This window comes from Burkholderia sp. ABCPW 111 (assembly GCF_000773065.1).
In the GTDB taxonomy this organism is placed as follows: Bacteria; Pseudomonadota; Gammaproteobacteria; order Burkholderiales; family Burkholderiaceae; genus Burkholderia; species Burkholderia savannae.
Window position 1 is genome coordinate 42,195 of record NZ_JPWT01000001.1, and the last position, 15,684, is coordinate 57,878.

The 15,684-nt window shown below is 68.5% G+C and carries 17 protein-coding genes; 8 read left to right on the plus strand and 9 right to left on the minus strand.

Annotated features, from left to right (window positions below; genetic code table 11):
* Nucleotides 1-72: 72 nt before the first annotated feature.
* Nucleotides 73-1,086 (plus strand): extracellular catalytic domain type 2 short-chain-length polyhydroxyalkanoate depolymerase, encoded by a 1,014-nt coding sequence (locus X946_RS00120; protein ID WP_038742886.1) that lies wholly within the window; start codon nucleotides 73-75, stop codon nucleotides 1,084-1,086.
* A 204-nt stretch (nucleotides 1,087-1,290) separates the two neighbouring features.
* Here X946_RS00120 and X946_RS00125 read toward each other — a convergent pair whose 3' ends face one another.
* Nucleotides 1,291-1,725 (minus strand): PGDYG domain-containing protein, encoded by a 435-nt coding sequence (locus tag X946_RS00125; protein ID WP_038742889.1) that lies wholly within the window; start codon nucleotides 1,723-1,725, stop codon nucleotides 1,291-1,293.
* Nucleotides 1,726-1,914: 189 nt separating this feature from the next.
* Between X946_RS00125 and X946_RS00130 the strand changes: the two genes are divergently transcribed.
* On the plus strand, nucleotides 1,915-2,940 hold the full coding sequence (locus X946_RS00130; RefSeq protein WP_038742891.1) for an extracellular catalytic domain type 2 short-chain-length polyhydroxyalkanoate depolymerase: 1,026 nt from the start codon (nucleotides 1,915-1,917) through the stop codon (nucleotides 2,938-2,940).
* A gap of 274 nt (nucleotides 2,941-3,214) precedes the next feature.
* Here X946_RS00130 and X946_RS00135 read toward each other — a convergent pair whose 3' ends face one another.
* Nucleotides 3,215-3,730 carry a Spy/CpxP family protein refolding chaperone gene (locus X946_RS00135; RefSeq protein WP_038742893.1) on the minus strand — a complete coding sequence of 172 codons (516 nt, stop codon included), beginning with the start codon at nucleotides 3,728-3,730 and terminating at the stop codon, nucleotides 3,215-3,217.
* A 666-nt stretch (nucleotides 3,731-4,396) separates the two neighbouring features.
* On the opposite strand from X946_RS00135, the gene X946_RS00140 reads away from it, so the two are divergent.
* On the plus strand, nucleotides 4,397-4,858 hold the full coding sequence (locus tag X946_RS00140) for an Lrp/AsnC family transcriptional regulator (protein WP_038743294.1): 462 nt from the start codon (nucleotides 4,397-4,399) through the stop codon (nucleotides 4,856-4,858).
* Between the two features lie 68 nt (nucleotides 4,859-4,926).
* Entirely contained in the window at nucleotides 4,927-6,006 is a 1,080-nt protein-coding gene (locus tag X946_RS00145; protein ID WP_038742895.1) for a zinc ribbon domain-containing protein, read from the plus strand.
* An 82-nt stretch (nucleotides 6,007-6,088) separates the two neighbouring features.
* Here the strand turns inward: X946_RS00145 and X946_RS00150 are convergent, their stop codons facing one another.
* Complete coding sequence (locus tag X946_RS00150; RefSeq protein WP_038742897.1) at nucleotides 6,089-6,412, minus strand: hypothetical protein; 324 nt, start codon at nucleotides 6,410-6,412, stop codon at nucleotides 6,089-6,091.
* 136 nt (nucleotides 6,413-6,548) lie between these two features.
* On the opposite strand from X946_RS00150, the gene X946_RS35390 reads away from it, so the two are divergent.
* On the plus strand, nucleotides 6,549-6,926 hold the full coding sequence (locus tag X946_RS35390) for a hypothetical protein (RefSeq protein WP_156443765.1): 378 nt from the start codon (nucleotides 6,549-6,551) through the stop codon (nucleotides 6,924-6,926).
* Nucleotides 6,923-8,023: a saccharopine dehydrogenase family protein gene (locus tag X946_RS00155; protein ID WP_038742899.1), complete on the plus strand. Its 1,101-nt coding sequence runs from the start codon at nucleotides 6,923-6,925 to the stop codon at nucleotides 8,021-8,023. The genes X946_RS35390 and X946_RS00155 overlap by 4 nt, the downstream gene beginning before the upstream one ends.
* A gap of 200 nt (nucleotides 8,024-8,223) precedes the next feature.
* On the opposite strand, the gene X946_RS00160 is transcribed toward X946_RS00155, so the two are convergent.
* Together X946_RS00160 and cydX are read right to left on the minus strand one after the other, a co-directional pair.
* A complete protein-coding gene (locus X946_RS00160) occupies nucleotides 8,224-8,844 on the minus strand; it encodes an AAA family ATPase (protein WP_038742900.1) in 621 nt (206 codons plus the stop codon).
* Nucleotides 8,841-8,999: a cytochrome bd-I oxidase subunit CydX gene (gene cydX / locus X946_RS00165; protein WP_038743296.1), complete on the minus strand. Its 159-nt coding sequence runs from the start codon at nucleotides 8,997-8,999 to the stop codon at nucleotides 8,841-8,843. Before cydX ends, X946_RS00160 begins: the two co-directional genes overlap by 4 nt.
* Nucleotides 9,000-9,201: 202 nt before the next feature.
* Between cydX and corA the strand changes: the two genes are divergently transcribed.
* Nucleotides 9,202-10,179 (plus strand): magnesium/cobalt transporter CorA, encoded by a 978-nt coding sequence (gene corA / locus X946_RS00170; RefSeq protein ID WP_038742902.1) that lies wholly within the window; start codon nucleotides 9,202-9,204, stop codon nucleotides 10,177-10,179.
* A 10-nt stretch (nucleotides 10,180-10,189) separates the two neighbouring features.
* Here corA and X946_RS00175 read toward each other — a convergent pair whose 3' ends face one another.
* On the minus strand, nucleotides 10,190-10,480 hold the full coding sequence (locus tag X946_RS00175) for a YciI-like protein (RefSeq protein WP_038742904.1): 291 nt from the start codon (nucleotides 10,478-10,480) through the stop codon (nucleotides 10,190-10,192).
* A 494-nt stretch (nucleotides 10,481-10,974) separates the two neighbouring features.
* Between X946_RS00175 and X946_RS00185 the strand changes: the two genes are divergently transcribed.
* Nucleotides 10,975-11,415 carry a hypothetical protein gene (locus X946_RS00185; RefSeq protein ID WP_038742906.1) on the plus strand — a complete coding sequence of 147 codons (441 nt, stop codon included), beginning with the start codon at nucleotides 10,975-10,977 and terminating at the stop codon, nucleotides 11,413-11,415.
* A gap of 622 nt (nucleotides 11,416-12,037) precedes the next feature.
* Here X946_RS00185 and X946_RS35945 read toward each other — a convergent pair.
* From X946_RS35945 to X946_RS00200, 3 genes are all read right to left on the minus strand, one after another.
* Entirely contained in the window at nucleotides 12,038-12,268 is a 231-nt protein-coding gene (locus tag X946_RS35945) for a hypothetical protein (RefSeq protein ID WP_038742908.1), read from the minus strand.
* A gap of 210 nt (nucleotides 12,269-12,478) precedes the next feature.
* Nucleotides 12,479-12,784 carry a hypothetical protein gene (locus X946_RS35950; RefSeq protein WP_063889441.1) on the minus strand — a complete coding sequence of 102 codons (306 nt, stop codon included), beginning with the start codon at nucleotides 12,782-12,784 and terminating at the stop codon, nucleotides 12,479-12,481.
* Between the two features lie 276 nt (nucleotides 12,785-13,060).
* Nucleotides 13,061-15,493 (minus strand): DUF3772 domain-containing protein, encoded by a 2,433-nt coding sequence (locus tag X946_RS00200; protein ID WP_038742912.1) that lies wholly within the window; start codon nucleotides 15,491-15,493, stop codon nucleotides 13,061-13,063.
* Nucleotides 15,494-15,684 lie beyond the last annotated feature (191 nt).

Sequence of the window (15,684 nt, forward strand, 5' to 3'; positions counted from 1 at the left end):
CGGTTGTGCCAACCGGCCGATCGACTCCGATCGCATCCGACGGTCGATCGGCATGACGAAAAGGGGAAATCCATGCAGATACGTCACGTTGCATCGCGTGCGATGTCGGCCGCCGCGCTCACGCTCGCGCTCGCGGCCGCTGCGTCGTCGAACGCGCGAGCTTCCGCGTCGTTGCCCGCGCTACGGGCCGACGCCCGTCAGGTGTCGGTGTCCGGGCTGTCGTCGGGCGCGTTCATGGCGGTGCAGTACCAGGTCGCGTATTCGGCGTCGGTGATCGGCGCGGGCGTGGTCGCGGGCGGCCCGTATTACTGCGCGAAGGGCAAGCTCGCGAACACGAAGAACTGCATGCAAGGCATGCCGGATACCGAGCAACTGATGACCAGGGCGCGCGACTTCGAGGCGAGCGGCCAGATCGATCCGCTCGCGAACCTGAAGCATGCGAAGGTCTATCTCTTCAGCGGCACGAAAGACGCGGTCGTGAGTCAGCCTGTCGTCGACGCGACGTGGTCGTTTTTCTGGCTGGCGGGCGTGCCTGCGGCAAATCTCGCGTACGTCGTCGACGTGCCGGCCGGACACGCGTTCGTCACGCCTGCCGCTGGCGGCGTGTGCAGCGCGAACGCGACGCCCTTCATCAATCATTGCACCGTCTCGCAAGCGGGCTACGACCAGGCGGGAGCGCTCCTTCAGGCGATCTACGGGCCGCTGTCGCCGCCCGTCGCGCAACCGGCGGGGCGCGCGATCACGTTCAATCAGCGTGAGTTCGCGCCCGTGGCGAGCGGGCTTGCGAAAGACGGCTACGCATACGTGCCGCGCGCGTGCGACGCGAACGCCGGCTGCAAGGTGCACGTGGTGTTCCACGGTTGCCTGCAATCGGCGGACGTCGTGCGCGACATGACGACCTACCGGAACTGGGCGGATGCGAACGATATCGTCGTGCTGTATCCGCAGGTGGCGGCGGATTTGCCCGTCAATCCGCAGGGATGCTGGGACTGGTTCGCTTATACGGGGCAGGAGTATGCGTTGAAGTCGGGGGCGCAGATGCGCGCGGTGCGCAAGATGATCGAACGGGTGACGTCGTCGCATTGACGCGCAGACGCGCAGACGCGCTCGCGCGTGAAGCCGCGGCGACGCGGCGCGGGAGGGAGCAGGAAGGCGGCGGCGCGCATGCGGCGTGGCGTGCATGACGCTTCGCCGCCGCCCGCCGCATGGGGAGAGCAGCGGAGGTGCGCGCGGCGCGCACGCGGAGTGTTCACGGCCGGCGCGGGCGGCGTCGTACCGCCGGCGCCGGCGTCAGTCCGCCTCGCGGTACACCTGCGCGAAGCGCTGCGCCTGCACGACGCCGTAGTCGCCCGGCGCGTATTGCATCACCCAGTCGCCCGCGTCGCCATGCAGTGTGTCGCCGCCCGCCGAGCGCGCGATCGAGAACGGCGCGTCCATCCGCTTCGCGAGCACGACGGCGGGACGGTTGCGGTACGCGCCCGGCGCGCCGTGCACGACGCTGTCGGCGGCGGGCAGGTACTTCGCGTCGAAGCGCTCGCGCGACACCACCCAGCGGTCGCCCGTCGAACCGGTGACGAGCGCGTCGCCCGCCGCATAGCGGTTCGGCCCTTCGAGGCTCATCAGCTCGCCTGCCTGCGCGGCGAATTTGACCTGGACCGTCTCGTTCTTGACGACGCGCAAGGCGTCCGGATCATTGCGGAGGTCGACGTTTTTCAATTCGATCATGTTGATTTTGTCAATAAAAGCGCATCACTTTAGCGCGAATCCAGGCGCGCGTGAACGCCGACCTTGCGGGCAACGGAGGCAGCGACGAATATGAAGTGATCGCGTCTCGATTTGCCGTCCGACTGTGTCGACCTGTCCGGGCGACGCCGGCCGTCGTTGCCGTCGCCCGGCGGGATCAAGGGGAAATCCATGCAGATGCGCCACGCCGCCGCGCGCGCGATCCTCGCCGCCGCGTTGACCATCGCGCTCGCCGCCGTGTCCGCGAGCGCGCAAGCTTCGCCGCCGCTGCCCGCGCTGCGCGCGGACCCGAACCAGGTGTCGGTGTCCGGGCTGTCGTCGGGCGCGTACATGGCGGTGCAGTATCAGGTCGCGTATTCGGCGTCGGTGATCGGCGCGGGCGTGATCGCGGGCGGCCCGTACTACTGCGCGGCGGGCAGCCTCACGAACACGGGCATCTGCATGGGACTCTTGCCGAACACGGTGCCCGATTCCGGGCTGCTGCTGACCGCCGCGCTGGGCTTCGCGGCGAGCGGTCAGATCGATCCGCTCGCGAACCTGCAGCGCGCGAAGATCTATCTGTTCAGCGGCACGAAGGACACGATCGTCCGCGAGCCCGCCGTCGATGCGACGTGGTCGTTTTTCTGGCTGGCCGGCGTGCCCGTGACGAACATCGTCTACGTCGCCGACATTCCGGCCGGGCACGCATTCATCACGCCGTCGGCAGGCAACGCGTGCGATGCGAACGCCGCGCCGTACATCAGCCATTGCAGGGTCGGTCAGTCGGGCTACGACCAGGCGGGCGCGCTGCTCGAGACGATCTACGGGCCGCTTGCGCCGCCCGTCGCGCAGCCGACGGGGCGCGCGATCACGTTCGACCAGCGCGAGTTCGCGCCGGCGTCGAGCGGGCTCGCGGCGGACGGCTACGCGTACGTGCCGAGCGCATGCGGCGCGAGCGCCGGCTGCAAGGTCCACGTCGTGTTCCATGGCTGCCTGCAGTCGGCGGACGTCGTGCGCGACATGACGACCTACCGGAACTGGGCGGATGCGAACAATATCGTGGTGCTGTATCCGCAGGTCGCGAAGGCCGGCACGCCGGGCAATCCGCAGGGATGCTGGGATTGGTTCGCGTATACCGGGCAGAACTATGCGCTGAAGTCGGGCGCGCAGATGCGCGCGGTGCGGGCGATGATCGATCGGGTGACGTCCGCGCGGTGACGCGCGTGTGCCGTAGAGGCGGGGTTCGGGCGGCTCGGGCGCGCGTGCGAGGGGCGAGCGAATCGGCGAGCTAGCGAGCTAGCGAGCTAGCGGCGGGCCGGTGAACGCGTGATGACCGAGCGAGCGTGTGCCGTAGGGGACGGTTATGGGGCGACGCGTCGGAGATTGGTTCGCGGTGCGTTCGCGAGGTTGCGCGCTCGCCCAACGCGCCGCAAGCGGGCGTGAGCTGACGGGAGCGTGTCGCGCGGGCCCGCGCGACACGCTTTTCATGCCGTTACTGCGCGGCGCCCGAGCTCGCGGCGGCCTGGCCGTCCGCCTTGCCCGGATGCTTGCGCGCGCGCGCCTTGCCCGGCTCCGGGTGCAGCCACTTGCGGAACGTCGAATCGGCGAGCGTCTTCTGCTCGGCCGGGAAGCTCGCGTACAGCGGCGCGAAGGCGTCGGAGAGCTTCTTCGCGCCGTCGGCGTTCGCCTGCGTCAGCTCGGCGTATTGCTTCATGTCGTCGAGCGCGGACGCGTTCTTGTTTTCCATCCGCTCGCGATAGAGCCGCGCCATCGTCGCGCCGTTGTCGCGCATCGTGTCGGCGAACGTCTTCCATTGCGCTTCCTGCTCCGGCGTGATCTTCAACTGGTTGTGCAGGTACGTGATGCGCTCCTCGACGCGCGCTTCATGACGCGCGGCGGCGGCAGGGGCGGAGGCCGGCGCGGCCGGCGCCGACGCGCTCGTCTGCGCGTGCGCGAGCGTGGCCGCCAGCGCGAGCGCGGCAGCAAAAGTCAGCGAGATCTTTTTCATTGGAGCTCCTGTGTGGTCGTCGGACGGGAATTCGGATGCGGGCGCGGCGCGTTCGACCGCCTGCGCGGCGCGCGTCCCGCGCTATTAGTAGCACGGTATCGGGCCGTTGGGCGACGATGCGACATCTGCTTACAACCGAAACGAATCGAAATCACGCCTGTGCGGGGGAGGTTTCGGCCGGCGTGCGCGTCGGCGTGCGGCGGGTGGATCAGGGCGTGCGCGCGGTGGCGGGGCCGCGATCGGCGACGCCTTCGTCGAGTCGGCGCGCCGTGGCGCGAATCGGATCGCTTGCGGTGTGTGTCGGCAAGCTGCGAAAGCGCGGCGCCGATGTCTGGAATCCGGACGGCGGCGAAGGATGTGCGCAACGCGCTTCGATGAATGGATGTCTCAACCGACCAACCGGCCAACCGGCCAACCGGCCAACCGACCAACCGACCAACCGACCAACCGACCAAGTGACCAAGCCGGACCGACATCGACCGACACCGGCGCACCAGCGCGGCGTCCATCTTGCTCTCGCGCCCGCGCGCAGCGTCCCCGTCGCTCGCACGACAGCTCGGTACGGCGGATTCGGTCGAAAAGCCGATCGGTCTGTCGATCGAACGCGAGGTTGGGCGCGCGGCCGTTCGGCGCTATCATCGCGGCACTTCCATTTGCCGATTCGCCATGCGTCCACCCCGACTCGATCAACTCGACGAACTCGACCGCAACCTCGTCGCGCTATTGCAGGCGAACGCCCGCGCGAGCGTCGCGGATCTCGCGCGGCAACTGGACGTCGCGCGCACGACCGTGCTCGCGCGGATCGCGCGGCTCGAGCGCACGCAGGTGATCGCGGGCTACAGCGTGCGGCTCGGGCAGGACGTGCTCGACGCGAGCATCTACGCGTACGTCGGCATCATCCTCGCGCCGAAGTACGGCAAGGACGTGCTCAAGCGCCTCGATCGCATGCCGGAGGTGCAACTGCTGTGCGCGGTGAGCGGCGAGTACGACTACGTCGCGTGGCTGCGCGCCGATTCGCCCGAGCGCCTGAACGATCTGCTCGATCAGATCGGCGCGCTCGAAGGCGTCGAGCGGACGACGACGTCGATCATCCTCGCGCGCAAGATCGACCGCGGGACGATCGGCTGACGCGCCGCGTCGCCCGAGCGCGCGACGGGCGAGGACGAATGAGACAACCTTGACGAGAGGCCGGGATCATGACGACGAGCCAAACCTATTCGCGCCCCGAGCGGCTGCTGCAGATCGCGTCGTGGGGCATCGCCGTGGCGTTCGCGCTGTTCCTCAACATGCTGGGCAGCCTCGTGATCCGCGACATGGCGTTCGCGCCGCGCGGCGGGCCGCCGACGCTCGCGCGCTACGCCGACACGCAGGCGGACGCCGCGCTGCGCGCGTCGCAGCGGGAACTGCAGCGCGAGCAGGGCGCGCTGACGGATAAGGCCGACGCGTTCGCGACCGCCCGCAATCGCGCGCAGCAGGACTACGACCAGGCGAAGGAGAGCTTTCGCAACTGGATCGCGACGCGCAGCGCGACGGGCGACGCGAGCCGCAACCCGGAGGTGCTCGCGCGCACGCGCCAGCTCGACGAGCTGCAGGCAGCCGTGGCCGGATGGCAGCGCCGGCACGATCAGATCGCCGATCAGCTCGACGCGCTGCGCAAGCGCCAGGACGACGTGAGCGCGCAGCTCGCGCAATCGCGGACGCAGGCCGAGCAGCGCTTCGAGCAGGCGAGCCGGCGCTACGAGCTCGTCGTGTTCGCGTGGCGGCTCGCATTCACGCTGCCGATCCTCGTGCTCGCGGTCTGGCTGTTCGTCCGTTACCGGAAAGTGCGCTACTGGCCGTTCGTCTATGGCTTCGGGATGTTCGCGCTGACGGCGTTCTTCGTCGAGCTCGTGCCGTATCTGCCGAGCTTCGGCGGCTACGTGCGCGTCATCGTCGGCATCGTGCTGACGGTGTTCGCGGGCGTCTACATGCTTCGCGCGTTCCAGCGGTACGTGGAGCGCAAGCGCGAGGAGATGCGGCGCAGCCAGCGCGAACGCGCACAGGCGATCGATTACGACAAGGCGATCGCCGCGTATCAGAAGAAGCTGTGCCCGTCGTGCGACAAGCCATGGAACCTGGGCGGCGACGGCGCGACGTTCTGCATCCACTGCGGGCTCAAGCTGTTCGAGCCGTGCGGGTGCGGCACGCGCAACTTCGCGTTTTTCCCGTTTTGCAGCGGCTGCGGGGCGTCGGTGAGCCGTGCGGAAGACGAGCGGCGGCGCGCGGACGACGCGTGACGCATCACGCATGACGCGCGGCCGGCGCGTCATGCGTGCGTCATGGGTGTGTGGCGGGCGGCCGTTTGCGCGCGCGGCCGGGTTACGGCGATTCGATCACTTTGCAGGGCTTGTTGCAGTCCGTGTACCTCATGCACGTCTTGTTCGAGACGAGCCGTTGCAGGTTTTCCCGCGCGAGCTTCTTGGCTGCCGTGCACGCGTCGTGGCTCTTGCCCGGGGCGACGCCCGTGGCCGACCGCCCGCGGTCGGCCTTGCACGGGTCGGCGGGCGCGCCTTCCTTGATCGAGCAACGCCCCTCCTGACTGACTTTTGCCGCGTGAGCGGCAGGCGCGGCGGCGAGCGACGCGAAGCCTGCGACGACGGCAAGACGGATCAGACGGCCTGCGTTCCGGGTCACGATTGTCATTGTTCTTCTTTCCATTGAATGCGTCCGAGACCGGCCGGCCTCGGACGAGCCGGCCGCCCGTAGGGGCGCGGCGATGGGCCGGCGGCGCGCCGGAGCCGGGCGGGATCGATGCGTCACGGCGCGATGCGGCGCGACGATGCCCGCGATCGAGCCTAAGAAAGCCGAAAGCGTGCCGTCAAGCTGCGAAATCTGGTGGGCGGGCAACGCGCGTCGAATGGCGGCCGATGCCTTGCGGCGCGTCGCGGCGACATGGTGGCGACACGGCGGCGATCTGGTGGCGATCTGGTGGCGATATGGCGGCAATATCGCGGAGCAGCACAGGCGGGCGGTCCGCTCGAATCGGCCGCCCGCCGATCGTTTTCGACGAATCGTCGAAAACGATCGGCAATCCGTCGAAAATTCGCGTCGATCCGCATCAGTTTTCGTCTACAAAGTGTTTTTGCACATCCCTACACTTTCCGACAGGGCAACACGCCACTTACAACAATCACCTTGTCAGGAGAGAACGACATGAAAATCGCCATCGTCGGCGCGGGTCTCATCGGTCACACCATCGCTCATCTGTTGCGCGAAACCGGCGACTACGAAGTCGTCGCGTTCGACCGCGATCCGGACGCGCTCGCGAAGCTCGCGAACGAAGGGATCGCGACGCTGCGTGTCGATTCCGCCGATGCGACCGCGATCCGCGAAGCGGTGAAGGGCTTCGACGCGCTCGTCAACGCGCTGCCGTACTACCTGGCCGTCAACGTCGCCGCCGCCGCGAAGGCTGCGGGCGTCCATTACTTCGATCTGACCGAGGACGTGCGCGCGACGGGCGCGATCCGCGAGCTCGCCGAAGGCGCGAACCGCGCGTTCATGCCGCAGTGCGGCCTCGCGCCCGGCTTCATCGGCATCGCCGCGCACGAGCTCGTGAACGGCTTCTCCGAGGTGCGCGACGTGAAGATGCGCGTCGGCGCGTTGCCCGAGTATCCGACCAACGCGCTGAAGTACAACCTGACGTGGAGCGTCGACGGCCTCATCAACGAATACTGCCAGCCGTGCGAAGCGGTTCGCGACGGCCGCCGCCAATGGGTGCAGCCGCTCGAGGGGCTCGAGCATTTCTCGCTCGACGGCATCGAATACGAGGCGTTCAACACGTCGGGCGGCCTCGGCACGCTGTGCGAGACGCTCGAAGGCAAGGTCGAGACGCTCGATTACAAGTCGGTCCGCTATCCGGGCCACCGCGAGCTGATCCAGTTCCTGCTCGAGGATCTGCGCCTGTCGACCGATCGCGACACGCTGAAGGCGATCATGCGCCGCGCGGTGCCGTCGACGAAGCAGGACGTCGTGCTCGTGTTCGTCACGGTGACGGGCATGAAGCACGGCCAGCTCGTGCAGGACGTGTTCACGCGCAAGATCTTCGCGAAGGAAGTTTGCGCAATGCCGATGAGCGCGATCCAGATCACGACGGCGGGCGCGATGTGCGCGGTGCTCGATCTGTTCCGCGAAAAGAAGCTGCCGCAGAGCGGCTTCGTGCGCCAGGAGCAGGTGCCGCTGCATGCGTTCCTCGCGAACCGCTTCGGCAAGCTGTACGAGGGCGGCACGCTCGAGAGGATGCACGCGCTCGCGTAATGCTTGCGCCGCGCGCGACGCGTGTTGCGCGCGGCGAGCGGTGCCGACCGGAGCGCGGCGCGTCAACGTGAATCGCGGCGCGTCGATGCAAAGACCGCAAAGACCCCGCGAAACGACGCCGGGCCGGCCGTAGGGCCGCCCGGCGTTTTTTGCAAGCCGTGTCGGAAACGGAAATGGGACAGCCGTCGCGATTCGCCGCGTCAGGCGGGCAGCGGCGGCACGGTCGACGCGCCGCGCGCGGGCGGCGGCGCGATGTGATCGAGGAGCGCGCCGACGTCGGCATCCGACGGCGCGGTGTTGTCGAACATCAGGAGGCCTTCGCACTGCTCGCCCGTCGGGATGAAGCGGCGCTGCCGGTATTCGTCCCAGTGCGCGAGCTTGTAGGCGTCATTCGGGTTGCCGCGCGCGACGATCCGCGTGTGCGCGGTCTCCTCCGCCGTGTGGACCCAGACGATGCGCAGCTCGACGTCGGGCCCGATGCCGAGCCACGCGCGGTCCAGGAGGCGCCTGTCGCGCACTTCGCGCGACATCGGGCCGACGACGATCACGCTGATGCCGAGCTCGAGGTTCTCGCGCGCGGTGTCGAGGAGCCCCTGATATTCGGGATCGCGCAGATGCTGAAGATAAAGCGGGCTGTCGCGGTCGTTCGGGTCGTGCGTCAGCGCGCCCATCGCGGCCGAGCTGTAGCGGCCGTACAGCGTGTCCTTGTCGAGCAGGCAAAACGCTTCGCCCGTCGTCTTCATCAGCGGCCGGATCAGCCGCTTCGCGAGCGTCGTCTTGCCCGTGCCGGCATGGCCGCAGAAAAACACCAGATACGTCACGAACGGCTGCCCTCCGGGGCGGCGGGCTCGCTCGCCCGGTGTGCGTCGTCGGGCGAGCCCGTCGGGAAATTGCCGCTCGCTTCGAGCCACATCGCGTTGATGATGCCGAAGCCGAGCGCGACGCCGATGCCGAGAATCCATGCGAAGTACCACATCGCTGCCTCCTTGACGCTCAGGACGGCGGCATGGGCCGCCGGACGATTCGAGGGAGCGCCGCTTCGCGCGAGGGCGGGCGGCGACGCGTGCACGACGCCGATCATGACCAATATCGGCGGCCCGCGCAAGCGACGCGTCGCCGCCGCTTCGCGCGAGAGCGGCTAAACTGTGCGCCGGAATCGCTTCGAACCTAGCAACAGCATGCTGATCAATTGCGCCGCATACCAGGATGGCCGCAAGCTGGCCGACATCGACATCGACGACATCAGCGACTACGTCGCGAAGCCCGAGTGCTTCGTCTGGGTCGCGCTGAAGGACCCCGAGCCGGAAGAAATCGAACGGATGGGCGAGGAGTTCGATCTGCACGAACTCGCGCTCGAGGACGCACGCAAGGGCCATCAGCGCCCGAAGATCGAGGAATACGGCGATTCGCTGTTCGCGGTGCTGCATACGCTGGAGATCGACGGGCAAGGCGAGCTTCGGTTGGGCGAGCTGAACGTGTTCGTCGGCCCGAACTACGTGCTGTCGATCCGCAATCACACCGAGCAGGACTTCCGCGCGGTGCGCGCGCGCTGCGAGCGCGAGCCGCATCTGCTGAGGGAGGGCGCCGCGTTCGTGTTCTACGCGTTGATGGACCAGGTCGTCGACCGCTATTTCCCGATCCTCGAGGCGCTCGGCGCGGAGCTGGAGGCGCTCGAGGACCGGATCTTCGAGAAGACGGGCACGGCCGCCGCCCGTGCGCTGATCGAGGATCTGTACACGCTCAAGCGCCGGCTCGTGATGCTGCACCAGCACACGGCGCCCCTCGTCGAGCCGCTCGCGAAGCTCGTCGGCGGGCGGATTCCGCAGGTCTGCGCGGGCATGGACCACTATTTCCGCGACGTCTACGACCATCTGCTGCGGATCGTGCGGACGATCGAAGGGCGGCGCGAGATGCTCGTGACCGCGCTCCAGGTGAACCTCGGGATGATCTCGCTCGCGGAAAGCGAGGTGACGAAGCGGCTCGGTTCGTTCGCCGCGCTGTTCGCGATCCCGACGATGATCGCCGGGATCTACGGGATGAACTTCAACAACATGCCGGAGTTGCACTGGCGCTACGGCTTCTATGTGTGCCTCGGCGTGATGGCGGCCGCCGATCTGTTCCTGTGGAAACGCTTCAGGAAGGCCGGATGGCTGTGAGCCGCCGTGCTCACGCGGGCGTCGCGAGCTTGCCGACGACGACGCTCCACGGCCGCACCCGCCAGCGCTTGACGAGGCCGTTCGCGACGTAAGGATCGGCTTGCGCGAACGCCTCGGCGGCGGCGGGCGACGGCGCGTCGAACACGAGCACCGCTTCGTCGGCCGGATCGGCGAGCGCGCCCGCGAGCAGCAGCTCGCCGCGCGCGGTGGCCGCCTTCGCGAGCTCGAGATGCTCGGCGCGGTACGTGCCGCGCCGCTCGAGATAGTCGTCGACGAGTTCGTAGGTCAGCAGGTAGTACATGGAGCGCTCCTCGCAGGATGGGGCATGCCGGCCCGTCGGCGCGAACCTGCGGCGGGCGGTTATACGGGCAACGGCCACGGGCAACGGCCAGTAAACGGCCAGTATAGGCTGGGCTTCGCGGGCGCCGCATCGTGTAACAATCGGTCGCGGGCGAACACCTCGCATCGACCGCGCGCCGCCCCTGAACGTTCGCGTCGGCGCGCCCGGCGGGTTTGAGCGCCGAATCGCGTCGGCGGCGCGGCGGTTGCCGCGCGTCGCGGCGAAGACGCCGTTACAAATCGATACGGACCGTGGCGCCCGCACGCGTCAGACTGGCGCGCAATGCGCACGTTCGTCCGCATGTTCATCCATCGGGCGGACGCTGCGGACGCATCGCGCGACGGCAGACGCACGAGCGTACGCGAGCGCTCACGACCGTCGCGCGGCATGCCTTTGCGATACGCAGGCGGCGCGATCGCGACGCCGCACCGAATCACACGACACCACACGAATCGATGAAGCTCCGAACACTGTTGCTACTGGGAATGTCGTCCGCCATGCTCGCCGCGTGCGGCTGGTTCCATGCGGGCCCCGGCGAGCGCGACATCGACGCGGCCGTGCGCCGCGCGCTCGACGCGGAGAATCGCGGGCCGCTCAACTCGATGCTTGGCCAGCCGCTGCCGGTGGCGGCCGACGTCGCGTCGGTGAAGCCCGTCGGCGATTGCACGAAGGTGGCCGAGCGCACGTATTCGTGCAACGTCGCGATCACCTGGCACGACGGGCGGCCGGACGAAGGCGACGCGTCGCTGCGCACGACGCTCACGTTCACCGAGGGCAGCGACGGCGCGTGGCAGACGTCGCACGTCGATGCGGCGCTCGCCGCCGGTGCGGCGAAGTCGCTGATCGACCGCATCAGCGGTGCGATCGCGGCGAGCGGCGCGTCGCAGCCGCAGTGAGCCGGCCGTTCGCGGCCGGTGGTCGGCGGGAGTGCGGCGTATTTCGGCGTGCGGCGGCGACCGGTTTCATGCAATTGAGCTGCCGCCGAAGCGGCGCGTGGCGTGTCGCTCATCGCTCGGAGCCGATGTGAGCGCACGGCGATCGGCTTCGGGCGGGGCCCCCGCGCGTTGCAACGACCGATCGCGGCGGTGGGCGCCGTGGTGCGCGCGGCATGTGCTCGGTCGCGGCGATTGGAGGCGGGCTGGGCGGTAAATGGTCGCCGCGACAGCGAACTCGCGCGCGAGCGCGACGCCCGATCGCATTCGGCGATTGGCCGCTGCACGGAAAGATTGTGGCGCGAGAAGGTTGGGAAAGGCGGGGAACCGGGCCGCGAAGAAGCGCTCGCGCAAGCCCTAAGCCCTAACAGAGGCCGTTGAAATTCTCTCCTGCAAGGTGTCGGAGAAAATCGTCGACCTCTCTGAATGCGCGACAAACCGCTCGTTCGGCTTCGGTATGGGGGAGGCTCCCCCAAAACCTTGTGCGAGGAGCACCTCGCAAACCAGTTTTTCAATGGCCTGGTCAGCCCAACGCCGCGAGCCGTAACCTACCGCGCGCGGCCCGCGGCCCGCGCGTCACGCGACGTCAGTGATGCGCGTACGTGCGCGGCGCGCGCACGGCACGCCGCACGTGGTGTCGGCGCTGCTTGTGATGATGCGTCGTTTTCACGGCGTGCCGTGTCGGCGTGGCCTGCGCGCCGCCGGACATGCCCGTCTGACCTTCGCCGAAGTGATAGGTCTGCGCGTGGGCGACCGGCGCCAGCGCGGTCAGCGCGAATGCGGCGCAGGCGGCCGCGATGAGAATCGAAAGCTTCAAGAGAATGTGCTCCGGTCGGATAAGGCGAACGAGCATAGCGCGACTGCGGGCCGTGTGCCTTTCGTTTGCCTGCGCCGAATGATCTTTGACAATCGCGCGACGCGCTCGATGCCGGCGCGTCGCGCGGACGGGGCGACGCGCGCGGCCCGTCTCGCATCGACGCGGACGGCCGGCGCCGCGCATTGGCTTGTTACGCCGCCGTCGGTCGGCTCAGTACTGGCGATTGTCGTCGCCGCGTCGGTCGTCGCGCCCGCGGTCGCCGTCGCGATAGCCGCCGCGATCGTCACGCCGGTCGTCGCGCCGGTTGTCGTCACGGCGATAGTATTGCGGCGGATGCGAGCGTTCCCATTCAGCGCGTTCCCAGTAGCGCTGGCCGTCCCAATAACGGTCGCCGTGCCAGCCGATGCCGACGTTCACGCCGACGGCGGGTTCGGCCGGATACACAGCGCAGCCTGCGAGCATTGCGCTCGCGAGGAGCGGCAGAAGCATCAGTTTTTTCATGACTTTCAACCCCATGAAGTCGGTTCGTAACCCGAATCATAGAGAGTTGGCGGACCGCCGCGTGTAAAGGATTGCAACGGTATATGACGATGACGGCCGCCGCGCCGCGCGATGCGGCGCCGCGTGTCGTCCCGGGCGGCGGACCGACGCTCGGGAAAGGCACGACGCTCGTGCAGCCGCCGAAGGCCGTTCATTCGCGACCGGGGTGCGCATGCCGTGTGCCGCCGTGCGCCGCCGCGCGCCCATTCGCATCGGCTCGCGCCGCAAGTGAATCGACGCGGCGCGATCGCATCACTCGCTTCGCGGCGGCGGCAGGTTCTGCACCATCAGCGTCTGCGGATTCGACAGAGGAATGCCCGCCGCGCGCAGCCGCTTGAGGATCTCGAACAGCAGATCGCTCTTCGTCGTCCCGGCGATGCGCGGACTGCCGACGTAGCCCGTCACGCTGAGCGTGATCCCGTCCGGCGTGAGCTGGCTGAACGTGACGGACGGCGCGGGCTTCTCGAGGATCGCCGCGTGCTCGCGGTACGCGCCGAGCAGCAGGTCGCGCACTTGCTCGGGATCGGTGTTGAGCGGGAACGTGAGCATCAGCGTCGCGACGCCTTGCGTGCTGTTGCCCATCGTCACGTTGCGCAGGTTCTGCGAGATCAGCTGCGAGTTCGGCACGATCACGGTCGAGCGGTCGGACAGCTGGATCTCGGTCGCGCGCACGTTGATCCGGCGGATGTCGCCTTCGACGCCCGAGATGCTGATCATGTCGCCGACCTTCACCGGCCGCTCGGTCAAGAGGATCAGCCCGGACACGAAGTTCTTCACGATTTCCTGCAGGCCGAAGCCGATGCCGACGGACAGCGCGCTCACGATCCACGCGAGGTTGTCCCACTTGACGCCGAGCAGCGACAGCGTGAGCAGCACGATCGCGACGTAGCCGACATTGCTGAAGAGCGTGATGAGCGACGCGCGCATGCCGGGGTCCATGCCGATCGCCGGCAGCAGCTCGTTGTCGAGCCAGCGACGCACCGAGCGCAGCAGATAGAGGCCGACCGCGAGCGCGAGCGCCGCGTTCAGGATGCGGTCGGGCACGATGTTCAGGCGCTGCAGCTTGTCGCCGCCGAACATCGAGATCACGCTCACGAGCAGGTCGTTCGGCGTCGTGCCGAAGCCGCCCGTCAGCAGCGCGACCACGGCGACGAGCAGCAGCATGCTCGTGCCGAACCCGGACAGCACGGTCTTCGCCTGATCGAGATGGCTGTCGTTCAGCCCGAACAGATGCTTGATCAGCTTGCCGCTCGACAGGTTCGCGGAAAACGCGCTCGCGCACACGTCGCGCGTGAGACGGGTCAGCAGGTACAGGCTGCCGAGCACGATCTCGAACCAGACGAGCTCGTAGGTCAGAAAGCGGGCGACGGAGATATAGCCGACGAGCAGCGCGACGAGCGCCGCGACGACGGTCAGCGTGACGCCTGCGTGGATCAGCCCGGCGAGCGTCGAGCGCGCCTCGGGCGGCTCGCCCGCCGCGGCGAGCGCGGTGCGCACGCGGTTCGCGCGCAGCAGCGACGCGCCGATCGTCATGACGACGACGAGCGACACGATCCCGCGGCCGAACAGCGTGACCTGCACGCTCGTGTCGGCCGTGCGGTTCAGTTGCTCGAGCGCGCCCGCGACGAGCAGCAGCGTCGCGAGGATCGCCGGGAACGGCCGCATCGCGAGCGCGACTTCGTCGGCGAGCGCGGGCAGGCGCCAGCTCGGATGGCGCGTGCACAAGAGCGCGCGGCCGAGGCCCGCGATCAGCGCGCAGGTCAGCGCGAGCTTCGCGAGCTCGTCGGCGAAATCCTGCAGTGCGCTCGGCAGCGCGTAGTCGCGCGTGAGCGCGAGGTAGACGAGCTGCACCGTGACGCCCGTCGTCACGACGCTCGCCAGCACGACCGACGTCGCGAGCGCGCTGCGCCGCACGCGGGTTTCCGGCAGCTTCGTCAGGCTGAACCAGGCGAGCGCGCGCTCGGCGAGCCGCCTGCCGATCGTCCACACGGCGAGCGCGGCGGCGATGAGGAGCGCGGTGCCGAGCCGCCGGCCCGGCTCCCACGCCGCGCGCAGCATTTGCCCGATCTGCGCGCCGAACGCGTCGAGCTCCTGCCGGTCGTCGTCCGACGGATGGAAGAGGGGCGCCCAGAACTGCGCGCCGAGGATGCTGCCCGAGCGCAGCACGAGCTGGTCGCGCAGCAGGCTGCGACGCAGCTTCGAGTATTGCTGGGTCAGGTTGACGAGGCTGTCCTTCTCGTCGGCGGCCTGCTTGAGCGCGGCGTCGAACTGCGTCTTGCGCGCGTTCAGGTCCGCGCGCTGCCGCGCGACGGCGGCCGTCTCGGGCGCGGCGCCCGGCGCGGGCGGCGGGCCTAGCACGTCGAGCTGCGCCTGGAGCTGCGCGCGCGCGGGCACGAGCGCGGCCGTCAGCTTCTCGACGTCCGTCGCGAGCGCTTGCGTCGCTTCGTCGAGCGCGTTCAGCTGCTTGTACGTCGTCGCGGTCGACGCCTGCTGCTTGATGCGGTCGAGCGTGACCTGCACGCGCTTGAGCTCGGCGACGGCCTCGTCGCGCGAGATCGTCGGCGCGGGCGGCACGGTCGCGCCGGACGCGAGGTCGACGGCCGCGACGGCGGGCAGCGCCACACAGAACAGATGAAATAGACAAACGAGCGCGACATGGCGCGCAAATTTCGGAAAACGGACCATCGGGAAACCTTACAGATCGGTTGCGCGAACGGACAACCGGAATGCGCTGTAGATTGCCACGGTTTTTCGGCTCGCGTATCGCCGACGACAATCCGAAACAACTGAAAGGAAAACGAAATATTCAGGTTCTTGACAGCGCATGCCGCGCGCCGCCGCGCGCCGGTGCCGCGCGCGGCTCCGGTCGCGATGCG